This window comes from Rhizobium sp. 05N49, from assembly GCF_056396805.1.
Genome location: NZ_JBFTME010000006.1, coordinates 333,051 through 352,835, shown reverse-complemented (window position 1 = coordinate 352,835; position 19,785 = coordinate 333,051). Strand labels below are relative to the sequence as shown.

The 19,785-nt window shown below is 60.7% G+C and carries 19 protein-coding genes; 14 read left to right on the top strand and 5 right to left on the bottom strand.

Going from position 1 to position 19,785, the window contains the following annotated elements; all coding sequences use genetic code 11:
• Positions 1-5 precede the first annotated feature (5 nt).
• Positions 6-455 (top strand): type II toxin-antitoxin system RatA family toxin, encoded by a 450-nt coding sequence (locus tag AC1DF8_RS15320; protein ID WP_478154073.1) that lies wholly within the window; start codon positions 6-8, stop codon positions 453-455.
• Positions 456-463: 8 nt separating this feature from the next.
• Here the strand turns inward: AC1DF8_RS15320 and AC1DF8_RS15315 are convergent, their stop codons facing one another.
• From AC1DF8_RS15315 to AC1DF8_RS15305, 3 genes are all read right to left on the bottom strand, one after another.
• Positions 464-769, bottom strand: coding sequence for a hypothetical protein (locus AC1DF8_RS15315; protein WP_113013624.1), 306 nt, complete (start codon positions 767-769; stop codon positions 464-466).
• Between the two features lie 78 nt (positions 770-847).
• On the bottom strand, positions 848-1,342 hold the full coding sequence (locus AC1DF8_RS15310; protein WP_113212632.1) for a CinA family protein: 495 nt from the start codon (positions 1,340-1,342) through the stop codon (positions 848-850).
• On the bottom strand, positions 1,339-2,559 hold the full coding sequence (locus tag AC1DF8_RS15305; protein ID WP_112968448.1) for a bifunctional 2-C-methyl-D-erythritol 4-phosphate cytidylyltransferase/2-C-methyl-D-erythritol 2,4-cyclodiphosphate synthase: 1,221 nt from the start codon (positions 2,557-2,559) through the stop codon (positions 1,339-1,341). The genes AC1DF8_RS15310 and AC1DF8_RS15305 overlap by 4 nt, the downstream gene beginning before the upstream one ends.
• Positions 2,560-2,700: 141 nt before the next feature.
• Between AC1DF8_RS15305 and dusB the strand changes: the two genes are divergently transcribed.
• The 8 genes from dusB (at position 2,701) to hflX (ending at position 12,805) form a co-directional block, all read left to right on the top strand.
• Positions 2,701-3,720 (top strand): tRNA dihydrouridine synthase DusB, encoded by a 1,020-nt coding sequence (dusB, locus tag AC1DF8_RS15300; protein ID WP_478154072.1) that lies wholly within the window; start codon positions 2,701-2,703, stop codon positions 3,718-3,720.
• Positions 3,717-4,871, top strand: coding sequence for a two-component system sensor histidine kinase NtrB (locus AC1DF8_RS15295; RefSeq protein WP_183845923.1), 1,155 nt, complete (start codon positions 3,717-3,719; stop codon positions 4,869-4,871). Before dusB ends, AC1DF8_RS15295 begins: the two co-directional genes overlap by 4 nt.
• Positions 4,868-6,319 carry a nitrogen regulation protein NR(I) gene (gene ntrC, locus AC1DF8_RS15290; RefSeq protein WP_112547167.1) on the top strand — a complete coding sequence of 484 codons (1,452 nt, stop codon included), beginning with the start codon at positions 4,868-4,870 and terminating at the stop codon, positions 6,317-6,319. The genes AC1DF8_RS15295 and ntrC overlap by 4 nt, the downstream gene beginning before the upstream one ends.
• 183 nt (positions 6,320-6,502) lie before the next feature.
• Positions 6,503-8,770 carry a sensor histidine kinase NtrY-like gene (locus tag AC1DF8_RS15285; RefSeq protein WP_478154071.1) on the top strand — a complete coding sequence of 756 codons (2,268 nt, stop codon included), beginning with the start codon at positions 6,503-6,505 and terminating at the stop codon, positions 8,768-8,770.
• A complete protein-coding gene (gene ntrX / locus AC1DF8_RS15280) occupies positions 8,760-10,124 on the top strand; it encodes a nitrogen assimilation response regulator NtrX (protein ID WP_478154070.1) in 1,365 nt (454 codons plus the stop codon). Before AC1DF8_RS15285 ends, ntrX begins: the two co-directional genes overlap by 11 nt.
• Positions 10,125-10,184: 60 nt before the next feature.
• Positions 10,185-11,048: a D-amino-acid transaminase gene (locus AC1DF8_RS15275; RefSeq protein ID WP_478154069.1), complete on the top strand. Its 864-nt coding sequence runs from the start codon at positions 10,185-10,187 to the stop codon at positions 11,046-11,048.
• A gap of 110 nt (positions 11,049-11,158) precedes the next feature.
• A complete protein-coding gene (gene hfq, locus AC1DF8_RS15270) occupies positions 11,159-11,401 on the top strand; it encodes an RNA chaperone Hfq (protein WP_003539403.1) in 243 nt (80 codons plus the stop codon).
• A gap of 78 nt (positions 11,402-11,479) precedes the next feature.
• Positions 11,480-12,805, top strand: a complete 1,326-nt coding sequence (gene hflX, locus AC1DF8_RS15265; protein ID WP_478154068.1) for a GTPase HflX — start codon at positions 11,480-11,482, stop codon at positions 12,803-12,805.
• Positions 12,806-12,823: 18 nt separating this feature from the next.
• Here hflX and mazG read toward each other — a convergent pair whose 3' ends face one another.
• A complete protein-coding gene (mazG, locus tag AC1DF8_RS15260) occupies positions 12,824-13,669 on the bottom strand; it encodes a nucleoside triphosphate pyrophosphohydrolase (RefSeq protein ID WP_478154067.1) in 846 nt (281 codons plus the stop codon).
• Between the two features lie 6 nt (positions 13,670-13,675).
• Positions 13,676-14,263, bottom strand: a complete 588-nt coding sequence (locus tag AC1DF8_RS15255) for a nucleoside deaminase (protein ID WP_113117113.1) — start codon at positions 14,261-14,263, stop codon at positions 13,676-13,678.
• 300 nt (positions 14,264-14,563) lie between these two features.
• Between AC1DF8_RS15255 and cysG the strand changes: the two genes are divergently transcribed.
• From cysG to AC1DF8_RS15230, 5 genes are read left to right on the top strand one after another with little or no spacing between them, the layout of a single operon-like run.
• Positions 14,564-16,000, top strand: coding sequence for a siroheme synthase CysG (gene cysG / locus AC1DF8_RS15250; RefSeq protein ID WP_478154066.1), 1,437 nt, complete (start codon positions 14,564-14,566; stop codon positions 15,998-16,000).
• A gap of 1 nt (position 16,001) precedes the next feature.
• On the top strand, positions 16,002-16,316 hold the full coding sequence (locus AC1DF8_RS15245) for a DUF2849 domain-containing protein (protein ID WP_112547175.1): 315 nt from the start codon (positions 16,002-16,004) through the stop codon (positions 16,314-16,316).
• 8 nt (positions 16,317-16,324) lie between these two features.
• Positions 16,325-17,995, top strand: a complete 1,671-nt coding sequence (locus AC1DF8_RS15240) for a nitrite/sulfite reductase (protein ID WP_478154065.1) — start codon at positions 16,325-16,327, stop codon at positions 17,993-17,995.
• 10 nt (positions 17,996-18,005) lie between these two features.
• Entirely contained in the window at positions 18,006-18,518 is a 513-nt protein-coding gene (locus AC1DF8_RS15235) for a DUF934 domain-containing protein (RefSeq protein ID WP_112968440.1), read from the top strand.
• A gap of 41 nt (positions 18,519-18,559) precedes the next feature.
• Positions 18,560-19,771, top strand: a complete 1,212-nt coding sequence (locus AC1DF8_RS15230) for a UbiH/UbiF family hydroxylase (protein WP_478154064.1) — start codon at positions 18,560-18,562, stop codon at positions 19,769-19,771.
• The last annotated feature ends 14 nt before the right edge of the window (positions 19,772-19,785 follow it).

Below are 19,785 nucleotides of genomic sequence, written 5' to 3'. Positions count from 1 at the left end.
GCTTCATGCCGCAATTCGAAACGCATCGCCCCGTCCCGCACACGCCCGGCCAGATGTTCGACCTCGTGTCCGATGTCGAACGCTATCCGGAATTTCTCCCGCTTTGCGAAGCCCTGTCGGTGAAGAACCGCAAGGAACGCGACGGCAAGTTGCTGCTGATCGCCGATATGACCGTCGGCTACAAGGCGATCCGCGAAACCTTTACCACGCAGGTGCTGCTGAACAGGGCCGAGCGCATCATCGATGTCAAATATATCGACGGTCCGTTCCGCTACCTCGACAACCGCTGGCGGTTTGTCGAGGCGGAAGGCGGCGGCTGCACGGTCGATTTCTTCATCGATTATGAGTTCAAGAGCCGTATTCTTGGCGCGCTGATGGGCTCAATGTTCGACAGAGCTTTCCGCATGTTCACGGAAGCCTTCGAAAAGCGGGCAGCGACGATCTACAGCCTGTAGAACCTTGGTCAGCGATCGATGAAATGGTCGAAGATCTGTGTTGCCGGATAGGCATAGGAACCGCGATCGGTGAAGCTGTAGCGATACAGGCAGCCTCTGAGCGCAGCGTTGTAGAGCAGGCTGGTGGTATCAGGCGATCCGCGATAGCCCAACGCTTCCGGCTGGCAGCGGCTGAGCGCATGGTCGTATTTGCGCAGCAGGACTGGATCGGAATCCACCCGCACGCCGCCGTAAACCTGATAGTTGGATGGTGCTTCAGCCGCAGAAACGCAGGCGAGGCTCAAGACGACACCGATGCATGCGAAATATCTCATTTGACTGGTTCCTCAATACGGCTCTTGCCTGGACGCGGCAGAAACTGACGTTACTGCCTTTTGTTGCGTTACTCAAAATCACACAATCTCGATAAGCATTTGAAGTGCCGTGCGGATCGTCGCCAGCCGGACATCCGTGCGGCCGATGTCTCCGTACAGCATCTTACGATGGACAAGCTTACCTGAACGTGATTTCGCCGCAAGATGCACCAGCCCGACCGGCTTTTCCGGCGAGCCGCCGCCAGGACCGGCAATACCCGTGACAGCGACCGCCAGGTGGGCGCGGGAGCGGAAGAGGGCGCCATGCACCATCTGCCGGGCCGTCTCCTCCGAAACCGCACCGAAACGGGCAAGTGTTTCCTCCTGCACGCCGAGCATCTGCACCTTGGCCACGTTCGTATAGGTCACGAAGCCACGATCAACGACAGCGGACGATCCCGAAATTTCCGTGAGCGCGCCGGCAATCAGTCCGCCCGTGCATGATTCCGCTGTCGAGACCATGAGGCCTGCAACCGTGAAGTCCCGGATGATGTCTTCCGCCATCGCCGTGATGTCTGCGGGAAACAGGCTCATCGCTTCGTGCTTCCATAGACGACGGTTGCGGTTGCGATTGCCGCGATGCCTTCGCGGCGGCCGACGAAGCCGATCTTTTCGTTGGTGGTGGCTTTTACCGAGCAGCGCTCGATGTCTATGCCGAGAAATTCCGAGAGATTGGCGCGCATCGCCTCGCGATGTGGTCCGACCTTCGGCGCCTCCGCAATCAGCGAGACATCCGCATTGGTAATCGTGCCGCCGTGCGCGCGCACGATCTTTGCAGCATGTTCGATGAAGATACGGGATGCAGCACCCTTCCATTGCGGATCGGAGGGCGGGAAATGGTCTCCGATATCGCCAGCGCCACAGGTGGCAAGCAGCGCGTCCGTCAGCGCATGCAGCGCCACATCCGCATCTGAGTGGCCCTTGAGCTTCTGGTCGTGCGGAATGAAGACGCCGCAGAGCGTCACGCCGTCGCCGGGCTCGAGCTGATGCACGTCATAGCCGTTGCCGGTCCGCACATCGGGAATACGGGCGCCCGAGAGTTTGTCGTCAGCCATGGTGATATCGCTCTTCACTGTCAGCTTTACGTTCGTTGCAGCGCTTTCGACGATGGTCACGGGAATGCCGAACCACTCGGCAATCGAGGCATCGTCGGTGAAATCCGTCTTGCCGCTTTCCGCTGCCTTTTCATGCGCTTCGAGGATCGTGGCAAAATCGAAGGATTGCGGCGTCTGGGCCGCATAGAGCTGATCGCGGGGAATGGTCTTGAGCACGGTTCCGTCGCTGCTGGCCTGCTTCAGCGTGTCGGCAACAGGCACGGCAGGCAATACGGCTGGCGCGCCGGCCGAAAGCGTATCGGCGATCCGGTCGAGAAGCTGGTGGTCGAAGAAAGGACGCACCGCATCATGGATGAGCACATGACTGATGCCCTTATCCCTAAGGTGCCGAAGACCTGCCAGCACCGACTGCTGTCGGGTCGCGCCACCGTGAACCGTCTCGATCGGCGTTGCCGAGATGATGTGCCGGGATGCTCTGGCAAAGAGTGCCTCGTCGTCGGGATGGATGACGACGACAATCTGCGTTGCCGGTTCCCATGTCATGAAATTTTCAAGCGTGTGGACGATAACCGGTTTGCCGCCGATCATCCTGTATTGCTTGGGGCCTTCCTCCGACGATCCGGCGCGTTCCCCACGGCCTGCCGCAACGACGACAATCCCAGCCGATATCGGTTGCTTAGTATGCATTTGCAGCATAAATCCCTGAAATATGCGGAATGGATGTCAGTTGCTCTATCGTCTTGCTTCGGCCTTTTCCAGCATTTGCCCAAAAAATATCAATTCGGGCTCGACCCTCTTGGCAAGCCGTAGATCTATGGCTAAAAATAATGCAGTTACATGGTGTGCCTGAAAGATAATCATTTGATTTCCAAGGACCTCGCAACGCCTTTTCGAATCGGACCGGTGTCCGTGCGGAACCGCGTTGTGCTTGCGCCGATGTCGGGTGTGACGGACATGCCGTTCCGAGAGCTCGCCTGGCGTTATGGCGCAGGCCTCGTCGTGACCGAAATGGTGGCAAGCCGGGAGCTGGTGAACGACACTGCCGAATCCTGGGCACGCCTTCGGGCCGCCGGTTTCCGTCCTCACATGGTGCAGCTCGCCGGTCGCGAGGCATATTGGATGGCCGAAGCCGCCAAGATCGCGGCCGATCATGGCGCCGACATCATCGACATCAATATGGGCTGCCCGGCCAAGAAGGTCATCGGCGGATATTCCGGTTCGGCGCTGATGCGCGACCCGGATCATGCGCTTGAACTTGTCGAGGCGACGGTCAGGGCTGTCGATATCCCCGTGACGCTGAAGATGCGTCTCGGCTGGGACGAGAATTCCATCAATGCGCCGCATATCGCGAAGCGCGCCGAAGAGGCGGGGGTGAAACTCATCACCATCCATGGCCGCACCCGCATACAGTTTTATACGGGCAGGGCGGACTGGGATGCAATTCGCCACGTACGCGATGTCATTTCCGTGCCCCTGATCGCCAACGGCGATGTCGAAACGGCTGAGGATGCGCAGGAGATCTTGCGTCGCTCGGGCGCCGATGCCGTGATGATCGGCCGCGGCAGCCAGGGCAGGCCGTGGCATGCCGGTGTCCTGGCAGGAGCCCGTGAACCCGAGCGCGAGGAGATTGCTGCAATTGCCATCGAGCACTATCGCATGATGCTGGAATTCTATGGCGAGGCAGTTGCCGTCAGGCACGCCCGCAAACATCTCGGCTGGTATCTGGAGCGCTTCGCGCCGGACCTTTCCGGCGAGGGAAAGGCTGCGATCATGACATCGCGCGATCCTGATGATGTGATCGCCCGTTTCGGCGATGCGATGGCGGCTGGTGCGGTAGAGCGGCGGGAGGCGGCATGAGCACGGACGGCACGACTTCCCCTGAAAATGCGGTCAACACCATGGCGATGGCAGTGCTGAACGCTATCCAGAACCCTGTCGTCATGGTCGATGAGGGCGGTTTCATCGTCTTTGCCAACTGGGAGGCCGAAGCCTTCTTTGGCGCCAGTGCCGCGCATCTCTCCCGCTACCGCATTTCGACCTTCATTCCCTTCGGCAGCCCGCTCCTGGCCTTGATCGACCAGGTGCGCGAACGCAAGGCCCCGGTCAATGAATACCGCGTCGATTTGAGCTCGCCGCGTCTCGGCCAGGACAAGCTTGTCGATCTCTACGTTGCCCCCGTCATTGCCGAGCCGGGCTCGGTCGTTGTCGTCTTCCAGGAACGGTCGATGGCAGACAAGATCGATCGGCAGCTGACACATCGTGCGGCAGCCCGCTCGGTCACGGGTCTCGCCTCCATGCTTGCGCATGAGATCAAGAATCCGCTCTCCGGTATCCGCGGTGCTGCACAGCTTCTCGAACAGTCCGTGATCGACGACGACCGCGCGCTGACGCGGCTGATCTGCGACGAGACCGACCGCATCGTTTCGCTGGTCGATCGCATGGAAGTCTTTTCCGATGAGCGCCCGGTCGACCGCGTGCCGGTCAACATCCATTCCGTGCTTGATCATGTGAAGGCCGTCGCAAAGGCGGGCTTTGCCCGCAATATCCGCGTGATGGAGAATTACGACCCGTCGCTGCCGGCCGTCTACGCCAATCGCGATCAGCTGGTGCAGGTCTTCCTCAATCTGGTCAAGAACGCTGCCGAAGCCGTCGGCGATCGTCCGGATGGTGAGATCATCCTGACGACCGCCTATCGCCCGGGCATCCGCCTTTCGGTCGCCGGCACGCGCGAAAAAATCTCGCTGCCGCTGGAATTCTGCGTCATCGATAATGGTCCTGGCGTGCCGACGGACCTGCTGCCGCATCTTTTCGACCCCTTCATCACCACCAAGACGAATGGCAGCGGCCTGGGTCTCGCCCTCGTTGCCAAGATCATCGGCGATCATGGCGGCATCATCGAATGCGACAGCCAGAACAACCGCACGATTTTCCGCGTCCTCATGCCGGCCTCCAAGGATGCCTCGCTTGACGACGCCGCTATTGCAAGCTCGACAGGACCCAATAGATGACAGCCACGATCCTCGTTGCAGATGACGATGCGGCCATCCGCACGGTGCTCAATCAGGCCTTGAGCCGCGCCGGTTACGATGTGCGCATTACTTCCAATGCCGCGACGCTGTGGCGCTGGGTTTCAGCCGGCGAGGGCGATCTCGTCGTCACCGATGTCGTCATGCCCGATGAGAATGCCTTCGACCTTCTGCCCCGCATCAAGAAGGCGCGACCGGAGCTGCCCGTTCTCGTCATGAGCGCGCAAAATACGTTCATGACGGCGATCAAGGCATCGGAAAAAGGCGCCTATGACTACCTGCCGAAGCCGTTCGACCTGACGGAGCTGATCGGCATCATCGGCCGGGCGCTCGCCGAGCCGAAGAAGAAGCCGGCCAAGCTCGACGAAGACATGCAGGACGGCATGCCGCTCGTCGGTCGTTCCGCGGCCATGCAGGAAATCTACCGTGTTCTCGCCCGCCTGATGCAGACGGATCTGACGCTGATGATCACCGGCGAGTCCGGTACCGGCAAGGAGCTCGTGGCGCGCGCGCTGCACGATTACGGCAAGCGTCGCAACGGCCCCTTCGTCGCCATCAACATGGCCGCCATCCCGCGCGATCTCATCGAATCCGAGCTCTTCGGCCATGAGAAAGGTGCCTTCACCGGTGCGCAGACCCGCTCCACTGGTCGTTTCGAACAGGCCGAAGGTGGCACGCTGTTCCTCGATGAAATCGGCGACATGCCGATGGATGCCCAGACGCGTCTTCTGCGCGTGCTGCAGCAGGGCGAATATACGACCGTCGGCGGCCGCACGCCGATCCGCACCGATGTGCGCATCGTGGCTGCCACCAACAAGGATCTGAAGCAGGCGATCAATCAGGGTCTGTTCCGCGAAGACCTCTATTATCGCCTCAATGTCGTGCCGCTGCGCCTGCCGCCGCTGCGTGATCGTGCCGAAGATATCCCGGATTTAGTCCGTCATTTCGTCCAGCAGGCCGAAAAGGAAGGTCTCGGCTCCAAGCGCTTCGATCAGGAGGCGCTGGAGCTGATGAAGGCCTATGCCTGGCCCGGCAACGTGCGCGAACTGGAAAACCTGATCCGCCGCCTGATGGCGCTTTATCCACAGGATGTCATCACCCGCGAAATCATCGACGCCGAGCTTCGCTCCGATGTCCCCGATAGCCCGATCGACAAGGGCCCGATCCGCAGCGGCACGATGACGATTGCCCAGGCGGTCGAAGAGAATATGCGCACCTATTTCGCCAGTTTCGGCGAAAACCTGCCGCCGCCGGGCCTTTACGATCGCATATTAACGGAAATGGAATATCCGTTAATACTTGCGGCGTTGACGGCCACCCGCGGCAACCAGATCAAAGCCGCCGATTTGCTGGGCCTGAACCGCAATACGCTGCGCAAAAAGATCCGCGAACTCGGCGTTTCCGTCTACAGAAGCTCCCGTACCGCCTGACCTTCGACCTTGACATTGTGGCAAAGTGCGTTGCATTTTCGCCACAATGCGTTGCTTAAAGGTCACGCATCGGGTTTGGACATTCGCCCACGATCGAGTCGTTTGGACGCCGGTTTTTCGAAACCGGCGKTGGTTTGGCTTTCTCGTTGGGCGCGGCGGCGCTGCCGACCGAAGAGAGGCTGGATGGACGAAGAAGGGGTATCGCCGGAAACGGTGAACGAGGCGGTGACAACGGTGACCGACCGCCGCGCCCTGTTTGCCGTACCCGGCCTTGTGCTTGCTGGCGGCGCGCTGGTCTGCGCGACCGTCACGCTCTTCGTGCTGCTCGGTGTGACGCCGATTGCGCCGACCTCGCACGTCGTTATCGGCTCTGTCGTCATCAATTCGTTTTTTGTCCTCGGTCTGATCGCGTTGATCGGTCGTGAAGTCGCGCGGCTTTTCAAGGCCCGCACGCGTGGCCGTGCGGCTGCCCGCCTGCATATCCGTATCGTCGTGCTTTTCTCGATCGTCGCGATCACGCCAGCGATCCTGGTGGCGATCTTTGCCAGTATCACCCTGAATGCCGGCCTTGACCGGTGGTTTGCGCTCAGAACCCAGGCGATCGTCAGCTCGTCTCGCAACATCGGCCAGGCCTATATGCTGGAAAATGCCAGCTATCTGCAGGGTCAGACGGTTTCGATGGCAAATGATCTTGAGCGTAATCGCGCGCTCTACAGCCTCGACAAGACCGGCTTCGCCGACCTGATGACGCGCCAGGCAAGGGGCCGCGGCCTGCTCGGCGCCTTCCTCGTCGAGCGCGATGGCTCGGTCAATGTCCAGGCCGACATCACGACCGAAAAGCCGCTGCCCGCCATCCCGCAGGATGCGCTGGAAAAGGCGGCCGCGGGTCAGCCGACGCTGATCCCGCCGGGCGTGACCAACCTTGTCGGCGCCATCATCAGGCTCGAATCGATCCCCGGAACCTTCCTCTATACGGTGCGTGCCGTGGACCCCAAGGTCATGAATGCCATGCGCATGATGGAGGAGAACGCCACCGAATACCGTTCGATGGAAGCCGGCCGGGTTTCTCTGCAGATCGCCTTTGCGGTTCTCTACATCGGCTTTGCTCTGATCGTGCTGCTTGCGGCGATCTGGACCGCGATTGCGGTCGCCGACCGTATCGTGCGGCCGATCCGCCTGCTCATTACCGCCGCCGATAGCGTCGCATCGGGCAACATGGATATTGTCGTTCCTGTCCACGCTGTCGATGGCGACGTCGCCAGCCTGTCGCGCACCTTCAACAAGATGATCTCGGAAATTCGCACGCAGCGGGACGAAATCCTCGAGGCGAAGGATGAGGTGGACGATCGCCGCCGCTTCATCGAGGCCGTTCTGTCGGGTGTAACGGCTGCCGTCATCGGGGTCGAGCAGGATCGGCGCATCACCATCGTCAACAGTTCAGCCGAAACGCTGATGGCGCTGCAGGCCGACGAGTTGCTTGGCAAGCAGCTGTCGGAGGTCGCGCCGGAAGTGGATCAGGTGCTGACGGAAGCCGCCGCACGCTATCGCGGCGATTTCCGCAAGCAGATCGCGCTGGTGCGCGGCGGTACGGTGCGTACTCTCAGCGTCCAGGTGACGCGCGAGGAAGTGCGGGATCTGAGTGAATCCTATGTCATCACGCTCGATGACATCACCGATCTCGTCATTGCCCAGCGCTCCACCGCCTGGGGCGATGTCGCCCGCCGCATTGCTCACGAGATCAAGAACCCGCTGACGCCGATCCAGCTATCGGCCGAGCGTATCCAGCGTCGTTACGGCAAGCAGATCGACGAAAATGATCGCGCCGTTTTCGACCAGTGCACGGATACGATCATCCGCCAGGTCGGCGATATCGGCCGCATGGTCGACGAGTTCTCGGCATTTGCCCGCATGCCGAAGCCGACCAAGGAGGCGAGTGATCTGCGTTCCATCCTCCACGACGCGATTTTCCTGCGCGAGATGGGCAACAACCATATCGCCTTCCTGCAGGAACTTGGCGAGGAGCGGCTCGAAGGCATGTTCGACAGCCGCATGCTTGGGCAGGCCTTCGGCAATCTCATCAAGAACGCGGTGGAAGCGATCGAAGCCGTGCCGAGTGAGGAGCGCGAGGAGCGCAAGATCCTGGTGCGCACGTCGCTCGACGAAGCGCGCGACCGCTTCACGGTCGATATCATCGACAACGGACGTGGCCTGCCGGTCGAAAACCGCCACAGCATTCTGGAGCCCTACATGACGATGCGCGAAAAGGGCACCGGTCTCGGCCTCGCCATCGTCAAGAAGATCATCGAGGAACATGGCGGGCAGCTCGAACTGCATGATGCGCCCGCAGATTTTGACCAGGGAAGAGGAGCCATGATCCGCGTGCATCTGCCACGCCGCGATGTGGCCACAGCCCCGGCAGCCAGTGACAAGGAAAGCGTTTATGGCCTCTGATATTCTCGTCGTCGACGATGAACACGACATTCGCGAGATCGTTGCCGGCATCCTATCGGATGAAGGGCACGAAACCCGCATGGCGCATGACAGCGACAGCGCCCTGGCGGCGATTTCCGATCGCGTGCCGCGCCTGGTCTTTCTCGACATCTGGATGCAGGGCAGCAAGCTCGACGGCCTCTCGCTGCTGGACGAGATCAGGACCCGCCATCCCGAGCTTCCCGTGGTGATGATATCAGGTCACGGCAACATCGAGACGGCTGTTTCCGCCATCAAGCGTGGCGCCTTCGATTTCATCGAAAAGCCCTTCAAGGCGGATCGCCTGATCCTGATCGCCGAACGGGCGCTGGAAAACTCCAAGCTGAAACGCGAAAATATCGAGCTCAAGCGCCGCGCCGGCGATGCGCTGGAGCTGATCGGCACCTCGGTCGCCGTTTCGCAACTGCRTCAGACGATCGAAAAGGTCGCCCCCACCAACAGCCGCATCATGATCTTCGGCGCATCCGGCTCCGGCAAGGAACTGGTCGCGCGCATGATCCACAAGAAGTCGACGCGCGCCAACGGCCCCTTTGTGGCGCTCAATGCCGCCAACATCACGCCCGACCGCATGGAAGTTGCACTGTTCGGCACCGAGGGCGCGCCAGGGCAGGCGCGCAAGATCGGCGCGCTCGAAGAGGCACATCGCGGCATCCTCTATCTCGATGAAGTCGGCGAAATGCCGCGCGAGACGCAGAACAAGATCCTGCGCGTGCTGGTCGATCAGCAGTTCGAACGTGTCGGTGGTTCCAAACGCGTCAAGGTCGATGTGCGCATCATCTCCTCGACCGCCTACAATCTGGAAAGCCGCATCGCCGAGGGCTGGTTCCGCGAAGATCTCTATCATCGCCTCGCCGTCGTGCCGGTGCGTGTGCCACAGCTGTCCGAACGCCGGGAAGATATTCCCTTCCTCGTCGACCAACTGATGCGCCAGATTTCCGAACAGGCGGGCATCCGGCCACGCCGCATCGGCGATGACGCCATGGCGGTGCTGCAGGCCCATGACTGGCCGGGCAATATCCGTCAGCTCCGCAATAATATCGAGCGGTTGATGATCCTTGCCCGCACGGACGGTCCGGATGCGCCGATCACTGCAGACATGCTGCCGACCGATCTGGGCGACATGCTGCCGAAGGTCTCGGCCAAGAACGACTACCACATCATGACGCTGCCGCTGCGCGAAGCTCGCGAGATGTTCGAGAAGGATTATCTGATCGCCCAGATCAACCGCTTCGGCGGCAACATCTCGCGCACGGCCGAATTCGTCGGCATGGAGCGATCGGCGCTGCATCGCAAGCTGAAGTCGCTCGGCGTCTGATGTTTTTCCGGCGCGGGCTCGTGTCGCGTCGGTTCCCTCCTTTGCCTGAAGCAGGTTTCAATGCCAAGAATTGCCTATGTGAATGGACGCTACGTCCCGCATTCCGATGCCATGGTGCATGTGGAGGATCGTGGCTATCAGTTTGCCGATGGTGTCTATGAAGTCTGCGAAGTCCGTCACGGGCTGATCGTCGACCTGACCCGGCATCTGAACCGTCTCGACCGTTCGCTCAGTGAACTGCGCATCGCCTGGCCGATGAGCCGTGCAGCGCTGACGCAGGTGATTCGCGAGACGCTGCGCCGCAACCACGTCCGCAACGGTCTCTTCTATCTGCAGGTGACGCGTGGCGTCGCCCGCCGTGACCATGTCTTCCCAGCAGACGGCACCCCGCCCTCGATCGTCGTGACCGCTAAGAGCACGGATCCATCTATTATCTCGAGGAAGAATGCCACTGGCATCAAGGCGATCACCGTTCCGGACAATCGCTGGGCCCGAGTCGACATCAAGTCGGTCGGGCTATTGCCGAACGCGCTTGCACGCCAGCAGGCCAAGGAAGCCGGTGCCCAGGAAGCGATCTATATCGATGCCGAGGGCATGGTGAAGGAAGGGGCTGCAACCAATGTCTGGATCGTCGATGCCGACGGTACGCTGGTAACGCGACCTGCCGACCATGGCATCCTGCGGGGTATCACGCGTACGACTCTCATCGATGTCGCAGCCAAATTGGGGGTCAAGATCGTCGAGCGGAAGTTCTCCGTTTCGGAGATGATGGCAGCCCGCGAGGTCTTCATCACCGCTGCCACAAGCATTTGTTTTCCGGTCGTTTCCGTTGATGGACAGGCGATTGCGAATGGTCATCCCGGAAGCCTTTCGCAGAATATTCGGGAAGCCTTTTTCGACGTTGCGGAAAAGATTACGATTTGATACCAAGATTTGCTGGGCAGGAGGAATGAGGGTGCCACCTGCCTTGCTGGAGAGGTTGATTGATATTCTACCGGCTTGATCAGGCCGGCAATAAAGAAAGAAGCGGCGCGATGGCGGAACGTTCTCAGAATCTGCAGGACTTATTTCTCAATACTGTACGCAAGCAAAAGATTTCCCTGACAATCTTTCTGATTAACGGCGTAAAACTCACAGGCGTTGTCACGTCTTTCGACAATTTCTGTGTTCTTCTCCGTCGTGACGGACATTCGCAGCTCGTGTATAAGCACGCGATCTCGACAATCATGCCTGGTCAGCCAATGCAGATGTTCGAGAGCGAAGAAGCAGCGTCCTAACCAAGGCCGGCCGTCATTTCGACACGCGATACAAAAAACGATTCCATCATCCCTGAAGCTGCCAAGCACAGGGATGATATGCGCGCGACCGTCGTTGTGCCGGTGCTGAAATCGCGCTCGCGCGGCGGGCAGAGCGAATCGGCATCGACCCGCACGCCGGAAAGCCGTCTCGACGAGGCGACCGGCCTGGCGCAGGCGATCGATCTCGACGTCGTCAATGGCTCGATCGTGCCGGTCAACGATCCGCGCCCGGCTACGCTTCTCGGAACGGGCAAGATCGAGGAAATCAAACACCTTCTGGACGAGCGTAATTCCGGTCTTGTGATCGTCGATCACCCGTTGACGCCGGTGCAGCAGCGGAATCTGGAAAAGGAATGGAACGCCAAGGTCATCGACCGGACGGGCCTGATCCTCGAAATCTTCGGCCGCCGTGCCTCGACCAAGGAAGGCACGCTGCAGGTCGATCTTGCGCATCTGAACTATCAGAAGGGCCGCCTGGTTCGAAGCTGGACCCACCTTGAACGCCAGCGTGGCGGTGGCGGCTTCATGGGCGGTCCGGGTGAAACCCAGATCGAAGCCGACCGGCGTCTGCTGCAGGATCGCATCATCAAGCTCGAACGCGAGCTGGAACAGGTCGTCCGCACGCGCCAGCTTCATCGCGCCAAGCGCAGGAAGGTGCCGCATCCGATCGTGGCGCTCGTCGGTTACACCAACGCCGGCAAGTCGACGCTGTTCAACCGCATTACCGGGGCAGGGGTCCTCGCTGAAGACATGCTCTTCGCCACGCTCGACCCGACACTGCGCCGCATGAAGCTGCCGCATGGCCGCACCGTCATCCTGTCCGATACGGTCGGCTTCATCTCCGACCTGCCGACCCATCTGGTCGCCGCCTTCCGCGCCACGCTGGAAGAGGTGCTGGAAGCCGATCTCATCCTCCATGTGCGCGATATGTCTGACGTTGACAATCAGGCCCAGAGCGCTGACGTGCTGCGCATCCTGAATGACCTCGGTATCGACGAGGCTGAAGGCGAGCGCCGCATTCTCGAAGTCTGGAACAAGATCGACCGGCTCGAACCCGAAGCCCACGATGCCATGGTGCAGAAGTCCTCCGGCATGAAGAATGTCATTGCCGTTTCCGCCATCAGCGGCGAGGGCGTGGACGGGCTTATGGATGAAATCAGCCGCCGTCTATCTGGCGTCATGACGGAAGCGACTGTCACTTTGCCTGTCGACAGGCTGGCGCTATTGCCCTGGCTCTACGACCATGCCGTCGTCGACAGCCGCGAGGACAACGAGGACGGTACCGTGACGCTGGACCTCCGCCTGTCCGAGACGGAGGCCGCCGAACTCGAGCGCCGCATCGGCAATGGTGCGAAGCCCGCCAAGGAAGACTGGGAGCGATAATCCCATTTGGGCGAAGTTTCACTCCGCCCCGGCTACGACAGCCCGCTCGATTGCCTTGGCCGCCTGCCAGATCTCTTCCATCCGCTCCAGGCTGGCTGCTTCCAAGCTCTCACCTTCTGCATCAAGAACCGTCTCTATATGATTGAATCGGCGCCTGAACTTCGTGTTCGTTCCGCGCAGTGCCTGTTCCGGATCGGCCTTCACATGCCGACCGATATTGACGACAGCGAAGATCAGGTCGCCGAGTTCGTCGCTGACCTTTGACTTGTCGCCGTCGCGCAGTGCAACACGCAGTTCATCGACTTCCTCCTCGATTTTGTCGAGGATCGGTTCGGGCGCCGACCAATCGAAGCCGACCTTGGCCGCTCGTTCTTGTAGCTTCAGCGCTTCGGTCAGCGCCGGAAAGCTGCGTTGCACCGAGCCGAGGAAGCCGGCCTTGAAATCTTCTGTCATGCCGCGCCTCGCCCGGCGCTCGGCGCGCTCGCGCTTCTCTGCCTGCTTGATCTCATCCCACTGCTTTTTCACCGCATCGGGCGTATCGGCATCCGAGCGGGCGAAAACATGCGGATGTCGGCGGATCATCTTGCGGGTAATGGCTTCCACGACATCGCCAAACGAGAATTCTCCGACTTCCTCGGCCATGCGCGCATGAAAGACCACCTGCAGCAGCAGGTCGCCAAGTTCATCGCAGAGGTCGTCCATGTCCTTGCGCTCGATCGCGTCGGCAACTTCATAGGCTTCTTCGAGCGTATAGGGTTTGATGCTCTCGAAATCCTGCTCGACGTCCCACGGGCAGCCGGTCTCGGGATTGCGAAGTGCCGCCATGATTTCGATCAGGCGCGAAATGTCTTTCGAAGGTTCCATGGTCTCTCAGTTCAGCGGAATATCGTTGGCACTCTTGGTGGCCTGATAGGTGTTGGAAAGGGCGTCATAGCGGGACTTGATCCGTGCGGTCTGCCGCTTGAGGTCGGCTTTCAGCTGTTCATCCTCGGTCTCGACGAGATCGGCGATCGCAAAGCTGTTCCAGAAGGCGTTCTGCCGCCGGTAGCCGCCGGGTTCAAGGCCGAAGACCTCCTTCAGGATTTTCAGGTCATGCGGGATCGCGAAGCTGTCGCGCGAATCCTCGTGGCTGAAGAAGTAGTAGAAATTATCGAAGCCGGCCCACGTGATCGCCGACATGCACATGGTGCAGGGTTCGTGAGTGGAGAGAAAGATCAGGTCTTTCGTCGCGGGTTTGTCGTTAAGCTCGTAGAAGCGCTTCAGCGTGTGCACTTCGCCGTGCCAGAGCGGGTTTTCGAGCTCGTTATTGGTTTCGGCGACAATGAGCGAAAGATCGGATTTGCGCAGGATAGCCGCCCCGAAGACCTTGTTGCCGGTGGCGACACCAAGTTCCGTCATCGGCAGGATATTCTCTTCCATGACCTGCAGCAGGCGGGAGGCGATTGTCTTTTCCGGCATGAAATTCTCCTGTTCGTGTTATCCTACCGTCCATCGGAATGAAGCGGAATGCGCAACTGTTTCGCGGGCGACTTTGCCACAGGGTTTATTGGCGTCGCTTCCCGTGCAGCCCCGCAGTCCGCAGCGAAAAACCTAATCAACACGCTCAGGATATGTGGCTTTTGCGCCGCACGGGTGAGTTTTCTCAAATCACTGATCAACCGGGTAAAAGAATACGTGACTGGCCGGCCTTTGGAATTCTGTTTCTTCATTCGCTTGTCCAGAGAATGCATATTCGGGCAACTTCGAAGTGGATTGAGAATGCCTCCCAGGACTGAACAGCTTTCGGTATTTCCCGCCTTCTTTCGCGTGGAAGGCCGGATCGCCGCCGTTTTCGGCAATGGCGACGAAGCATTCGCCAAGGTTCGCCTGCTGTTGAACACGCAGGCACGCATTGTCGCGCATACTGATCGCCCTGAAGCCGATTACCACGCTTTTCTGATTGCCAACCGCATCGACACCGTCCGCGAAGCCTTCGCGTCCGAACAGGTTGATGGTGCTGTCCTGGTGTTCGCGGCAACTGGCGATGCGGAACAGGATCGCCGTATCGTCGATGCCGCCCGCGCGGCCAAGATCCCGGCCAATGCCGTCGACCAGCCGGATTATTGCGATTTCTTCACCCCCGCTCTTGTCAATCGCGCGCCCGTTGCCGTCGCGATCGGCACGGAAGGGGCAGGGCCGGTGCTCGCCCAGATGATCCGCGCCCAGATCGATCAGCTCCTGTCACCCTCACTCGGGCGTCTGGCGGCTCTGGCGACGAACTATCGCAAGACGGTTGAGCATCTCGTTCCACGCGGCGTTTCCCGTCGCATCTTTTGGCGTGGCTTCTTCTCCGGCCCTGTCGCCGATGCCGTCGCCAACGGCAACATCCCGCAAGCTCGCCGCGCCGCCAACGGTCTGCTGCGTTCGCTGGATCGCGTCGAAGGTCATGTCTGGCTCGTCGGCGCCGGTCCGGGCGCCGAGGATCTCCTGACCTTGCGTGCGCAGCGCGTGATGATGGAAGCCGATGTCATCGTCTATGACGCGCTCGTACCGCAGGCGATCGTCGATATGGGTCGCCGTGATGCTGAACGTCTTTCGGTCGGCAAGCGCAAAGGGTGCCATTCGAAGTCTCAGGAAGAGATCAATGATCTCTTGGTCGATCTCGGTCGCCGGGGCAAACGCGTCGTACGCCTGAAGAGCGGCGATCCGCTTGTCTATGGCCGGGCAGGCGAAGAGATGGCCGCCCTGCGTGCCGCTGGCATCTCCTATGAGATCGTGCCTGGCATCACCTCGGCATTTGCCGCCGCCGCTGATTTCGAGCTGCCATTGACGCTTCGCGGCGTCGCCTCCTCGCTGGTTTTCACGACCGGACATGATCTGACGGGTGACGTGCTGCCGGACTGGGCAAGCCTCGCCGTATCGGGCGCCACGATCGCCGTCTATATGGGCCGCACGGTTGCAGCTTCCGTTGCCGAGAGGCTGATGCAGGCAGGTATTCCCGCCGAAACCACGGTTGCCGTCATCGAGAATGCCAGCCGTGCCGATCGCCGGCTGCTTCATGGCATTTTGCGCGATCTTCCCGACCTGCAGCATCGTGACGAATTGACTGGCCCGGTCATGGTCATTATCGGCGATGCTGTCGCAGGCGCCAATTTCGAACTGTCCGAACCTTTGGTGCGTGAACGCGCCCGGTTCGATGAACTTGCAAGGAGCTGACATGGTAGACAAGGTTCTGACCGCCAACCGCCTGGGCGATGGCATCGCCGTCTGGCTGAACGCCAACGGCGAGTGGGTGACCTCGTTGCAGGAGGCACTCGTTGCCCGCCATGCCGAAGCCGTCGCTGCCCTTGAGGAGATCGGCAAGAAATCCTACGCCGACAACAAGGTCGTCGACGTTGCCGTCGTCGACGTCCAGGAGACCAACGGCCAGCTCTGGCCGCTGCGCCTGCGTGAGCGTATCCGCGCCCAGGGCCCGACCATGGAATATGCGCCCGGCTACAAGCCGGCCGATCCCGAATTCATTGCAGTCTGAGGAAGACGATGTACCGTTACGACGAATTTGACCACGCCTTTGTCGCCGAGCGCGTCGAGCAGTTTCGCGATCAGGTCCAGCGCCGCCTTTCCGGCGAACTGGCCGAGGACGCATTCAAGCCGCTGCGCCTGATGAACGGCGTTTACCTGCAGCTTCATGCCTACATGCTGCGTATTGCCATTCCCTACGGCACGCTGAGCTCGCGCCAGATGCGCATGCTCGCACATATCGCCCGCACCTATGACCGCGGTTACGGCCATTTCACCACGCGCCAGAACCTGCAGTTCAACTGGCCGAAGCTGTCGGACATGCCGGACGTTCTGGCCGAGCTCGCAACGGTCGAGATGCACGCCATGCAGACGTCGGGCAACTGCATCCGCAACGTGACGGCCGACCACTTCGCCGGTGCCGCCGCCGATGAAGTCGCCGATCCGCGCCCCTATGCCGAAATCCTGCGCCAGTGGTCATCAGTCCATCCGGAATTCTCCTTCCTGCCGCGCAAGTTCAAGATTGCGGTAACAGGCGCCGAGCGCGATCGCGCAGCCATCCAGGTCCACGATATCGGCCTGCATCTTAAGAAGAACGACAAGGGCGAGATCGGCTTCGCCGTCTACGTCGGTGGCGGGCAGGGCCGCACGCCGATGGTCGCCAAGCTGATCCGCGACTTCCTGCCGGAAGAGGATCTTCTGTCCTACACGACCGCCGTCATGCGCGTGTATAACCTGCATGGTCGCCGCGACAACAAGTACAAGGCCCGCATCAAGATCCTCGTCCACGAAACCGGCGCCGAAGAACTCGCCCGTCAGGTCGAGGTTGAATTCGCCCAGTTGAAGGATAGTGAGCTGAAGCTGCCGGAAAGCGACGTTCAAGCGATCACTGCCTATTTCGCACCGCCGGCCCTGCCGCAGCGTGCCGAGGGCTGGGAAAACCTTGCCCGCTGGAAGAAGGCCGATCCGGCTTTTGCCCGCTGGGTGCAGCAGAATGTCCAGCCGCACAAGAATCCCGATTACGGCATGGTGACGATCTCGTTGAAGCCGATCGGCGGAATCCCGGGCGACGCCTCCGACTCGCAGATGGACGCCATTGCCGATATCGCCGTGGAATATGCCTTCGACGAAATCCGCGTCAGCCATGAGCAGAACCTCATCCTGCCACATGTGGCGCTCGCTGATCTCGAAGCCGTCTATCGTGGCCTCGTTGCGATTGATCTCGCCGAAGCCAATGCCGGCCTCATCACCGATATCATTGCCTGTCCGGGGCTGGACTATTGCGCACTTGCAAATGCGCGCTCCATTCCGGTTGCGCAGGAAATTTCCCGCCGCTTCGGCGATCCTGCCCGCCAGGCCGAGATCGGCGAGCTGAAGATCAAGATCTCCGGCTGCATCAACGCCTGCGGTCACCACCATGTCGGCCATATCGGCCTTCTGGGTGTTGAAAAGAAGGGTGCCGAACTCTACCAGATCACGCTTGGCGGTTCGGGCGACGAGCATACCTCGATCGGCGAAATCATCGGCCGCGGCTTCGAGCCGGACAAGGTGACGGATGCCATAGAGACGATCGTCGACACCTATCTCGGCCTGCGCCTCGATCCCTCGGAAATCTTCCTAGCGGCCTATCGCCGCGTCGGTCCGCGGCCTTTCAAGGATGCGCTCTACGGTTCGGCTCAGGAAGCGGCATAAGGAGGGGATGATGACGAAGATCTGGAGAGAAACCGGTTTTGTCGAGAACGACCCGTGGGTGATCGAAACCGACGAGGTCAAGGCATCAGGCGACCAGAAGCCGCTGCTGACGCTCGACGAGCTGATCGCCAAGGCGGATGAGAGTAACGATGTTGGCCTCGGCGTGGTTATCAAGCCGGCTGACGACGTGCTGAAACTTGAGCCCTATCTGTATCGCCTGGAGATCGTGGCTGTGGCATTTCCGGCCTTCAACGACGGCCGCGCCTTCAGCCATGCGTCGCTTCTTCGCCAGCGCCTCGGTTACACCAACGAGCTGCGTGCGGTCGGCGATGTGCTGATCGACCAGGTGCCGCTGATGCTGCGCGTCGGCATCGACAGTTTCGCGGTCACCAACGAGACGGCGATCCGCCGTCTTTCGGAAAAGCGCCTGCCGTCCATTCCGCATCATTATCAGCCGGCGGTGCGTGACGCCGAAGCCGGCAAGGGCTATAGTTGGCGCCGTCAGGCAAAGCCGGCCGCCTGAGGCTGCCGGTTCTGCCGTCTTCTTGATGACGGAACGATAGCATGAGCAAATTCGAAGTGGCGGTGATCGGCGGCGGTCTCGCCGGCATGATCGCCGCAGTCGCCCTGGCGCGCGGCGGTCGCAATGTGGCGCTGGTCGCCCCTCCCGCTCCCAAGGAGGACCGCCGTACCACGGCACTGATGGACCAGTCGATTCGCTTCCTGGATCGGCTGACACTCTGGGAGAGGCTTCGTCCGGCAGCCGCACCGCTTGCCAGCATGCGCATCATTGACGGCACAAACCGCCTGCTGCGTGCTCCGACCACGACGTTCCGCTCTGCCGAAGTAGGGCTCGATGCCTTTGGCTACAACTTCCCGAACAAGGCGCTGATAGATTTGCTCGAAACCGCGATTGCGGCGGAGGGCAACATTACCCGTTTCACCGGCATGGCCGAGACGATCGGCGTTGCTCCTGACGCCGTGACGGTCGCGCTCGCGGATGGCGAAGAGATCGTCGCCGACTTCGCTGTCGGCGCCGATGGCCGCAAGTCGAAGCTCAGGGAAACGGTCGGCATCGACGTCCGCACCTGGTCCTATCCGCAATCGGCCATGGTGCTGAATTTCGCCCATACGCTGCCGCACCAGAATATCTCCACCGAATTCCACGCCGAGCACGGCCCTTTCACGCAGGTGCCGCTGCCGGGCAATCGCTCCAGCCTCGTCTGGGTGCAGAACCCCTCCGATGCCGCCGCCCGCATCGAGCTGTCGCTGGCCGAGCTGGGCAATGTCGTGGAGGAGCGCATGCAATCCATACTCGGCAAGGTCGCTGTCGAGGAAGGAGCGCAGATCTGGCCTCTGTCAGGCATGATGGCGCATCGTTTCGGCAAGGGCCGCGTAGCACTGGTCGGCGAGGCAGCCCATGTCTTCCCGCCGATCGGCGCGCAGGGCCTCAATCTCAGCCTTCGTGATATCATGGCGCTGAGCGATCTCCTCTCTGCCCGCGCGGAATTGCCTGTCGCCGCCGACGCCGGCAGCAGCTTCGACCGCAAGCGTCGTGCCGACATCATGACGCGCACCGCAAGCGTCGATCTCCTCAATCGTTCGCTTCTTTCCGATTTCCTGCCGGTGCAGGTGCTGCGCGCCGCAGGGCTGCATGTCCTGTCGGCCATCCCGCCCTTGCGCAATATCGTCATGCGCGAAGGCATCGAGCCGGGGCGCGGCTTCCGCGATATCCCGGATGCGATCAAGGAACGGTTGAAGCGGAAGAAAGCCTGAATTCCATTGCAATC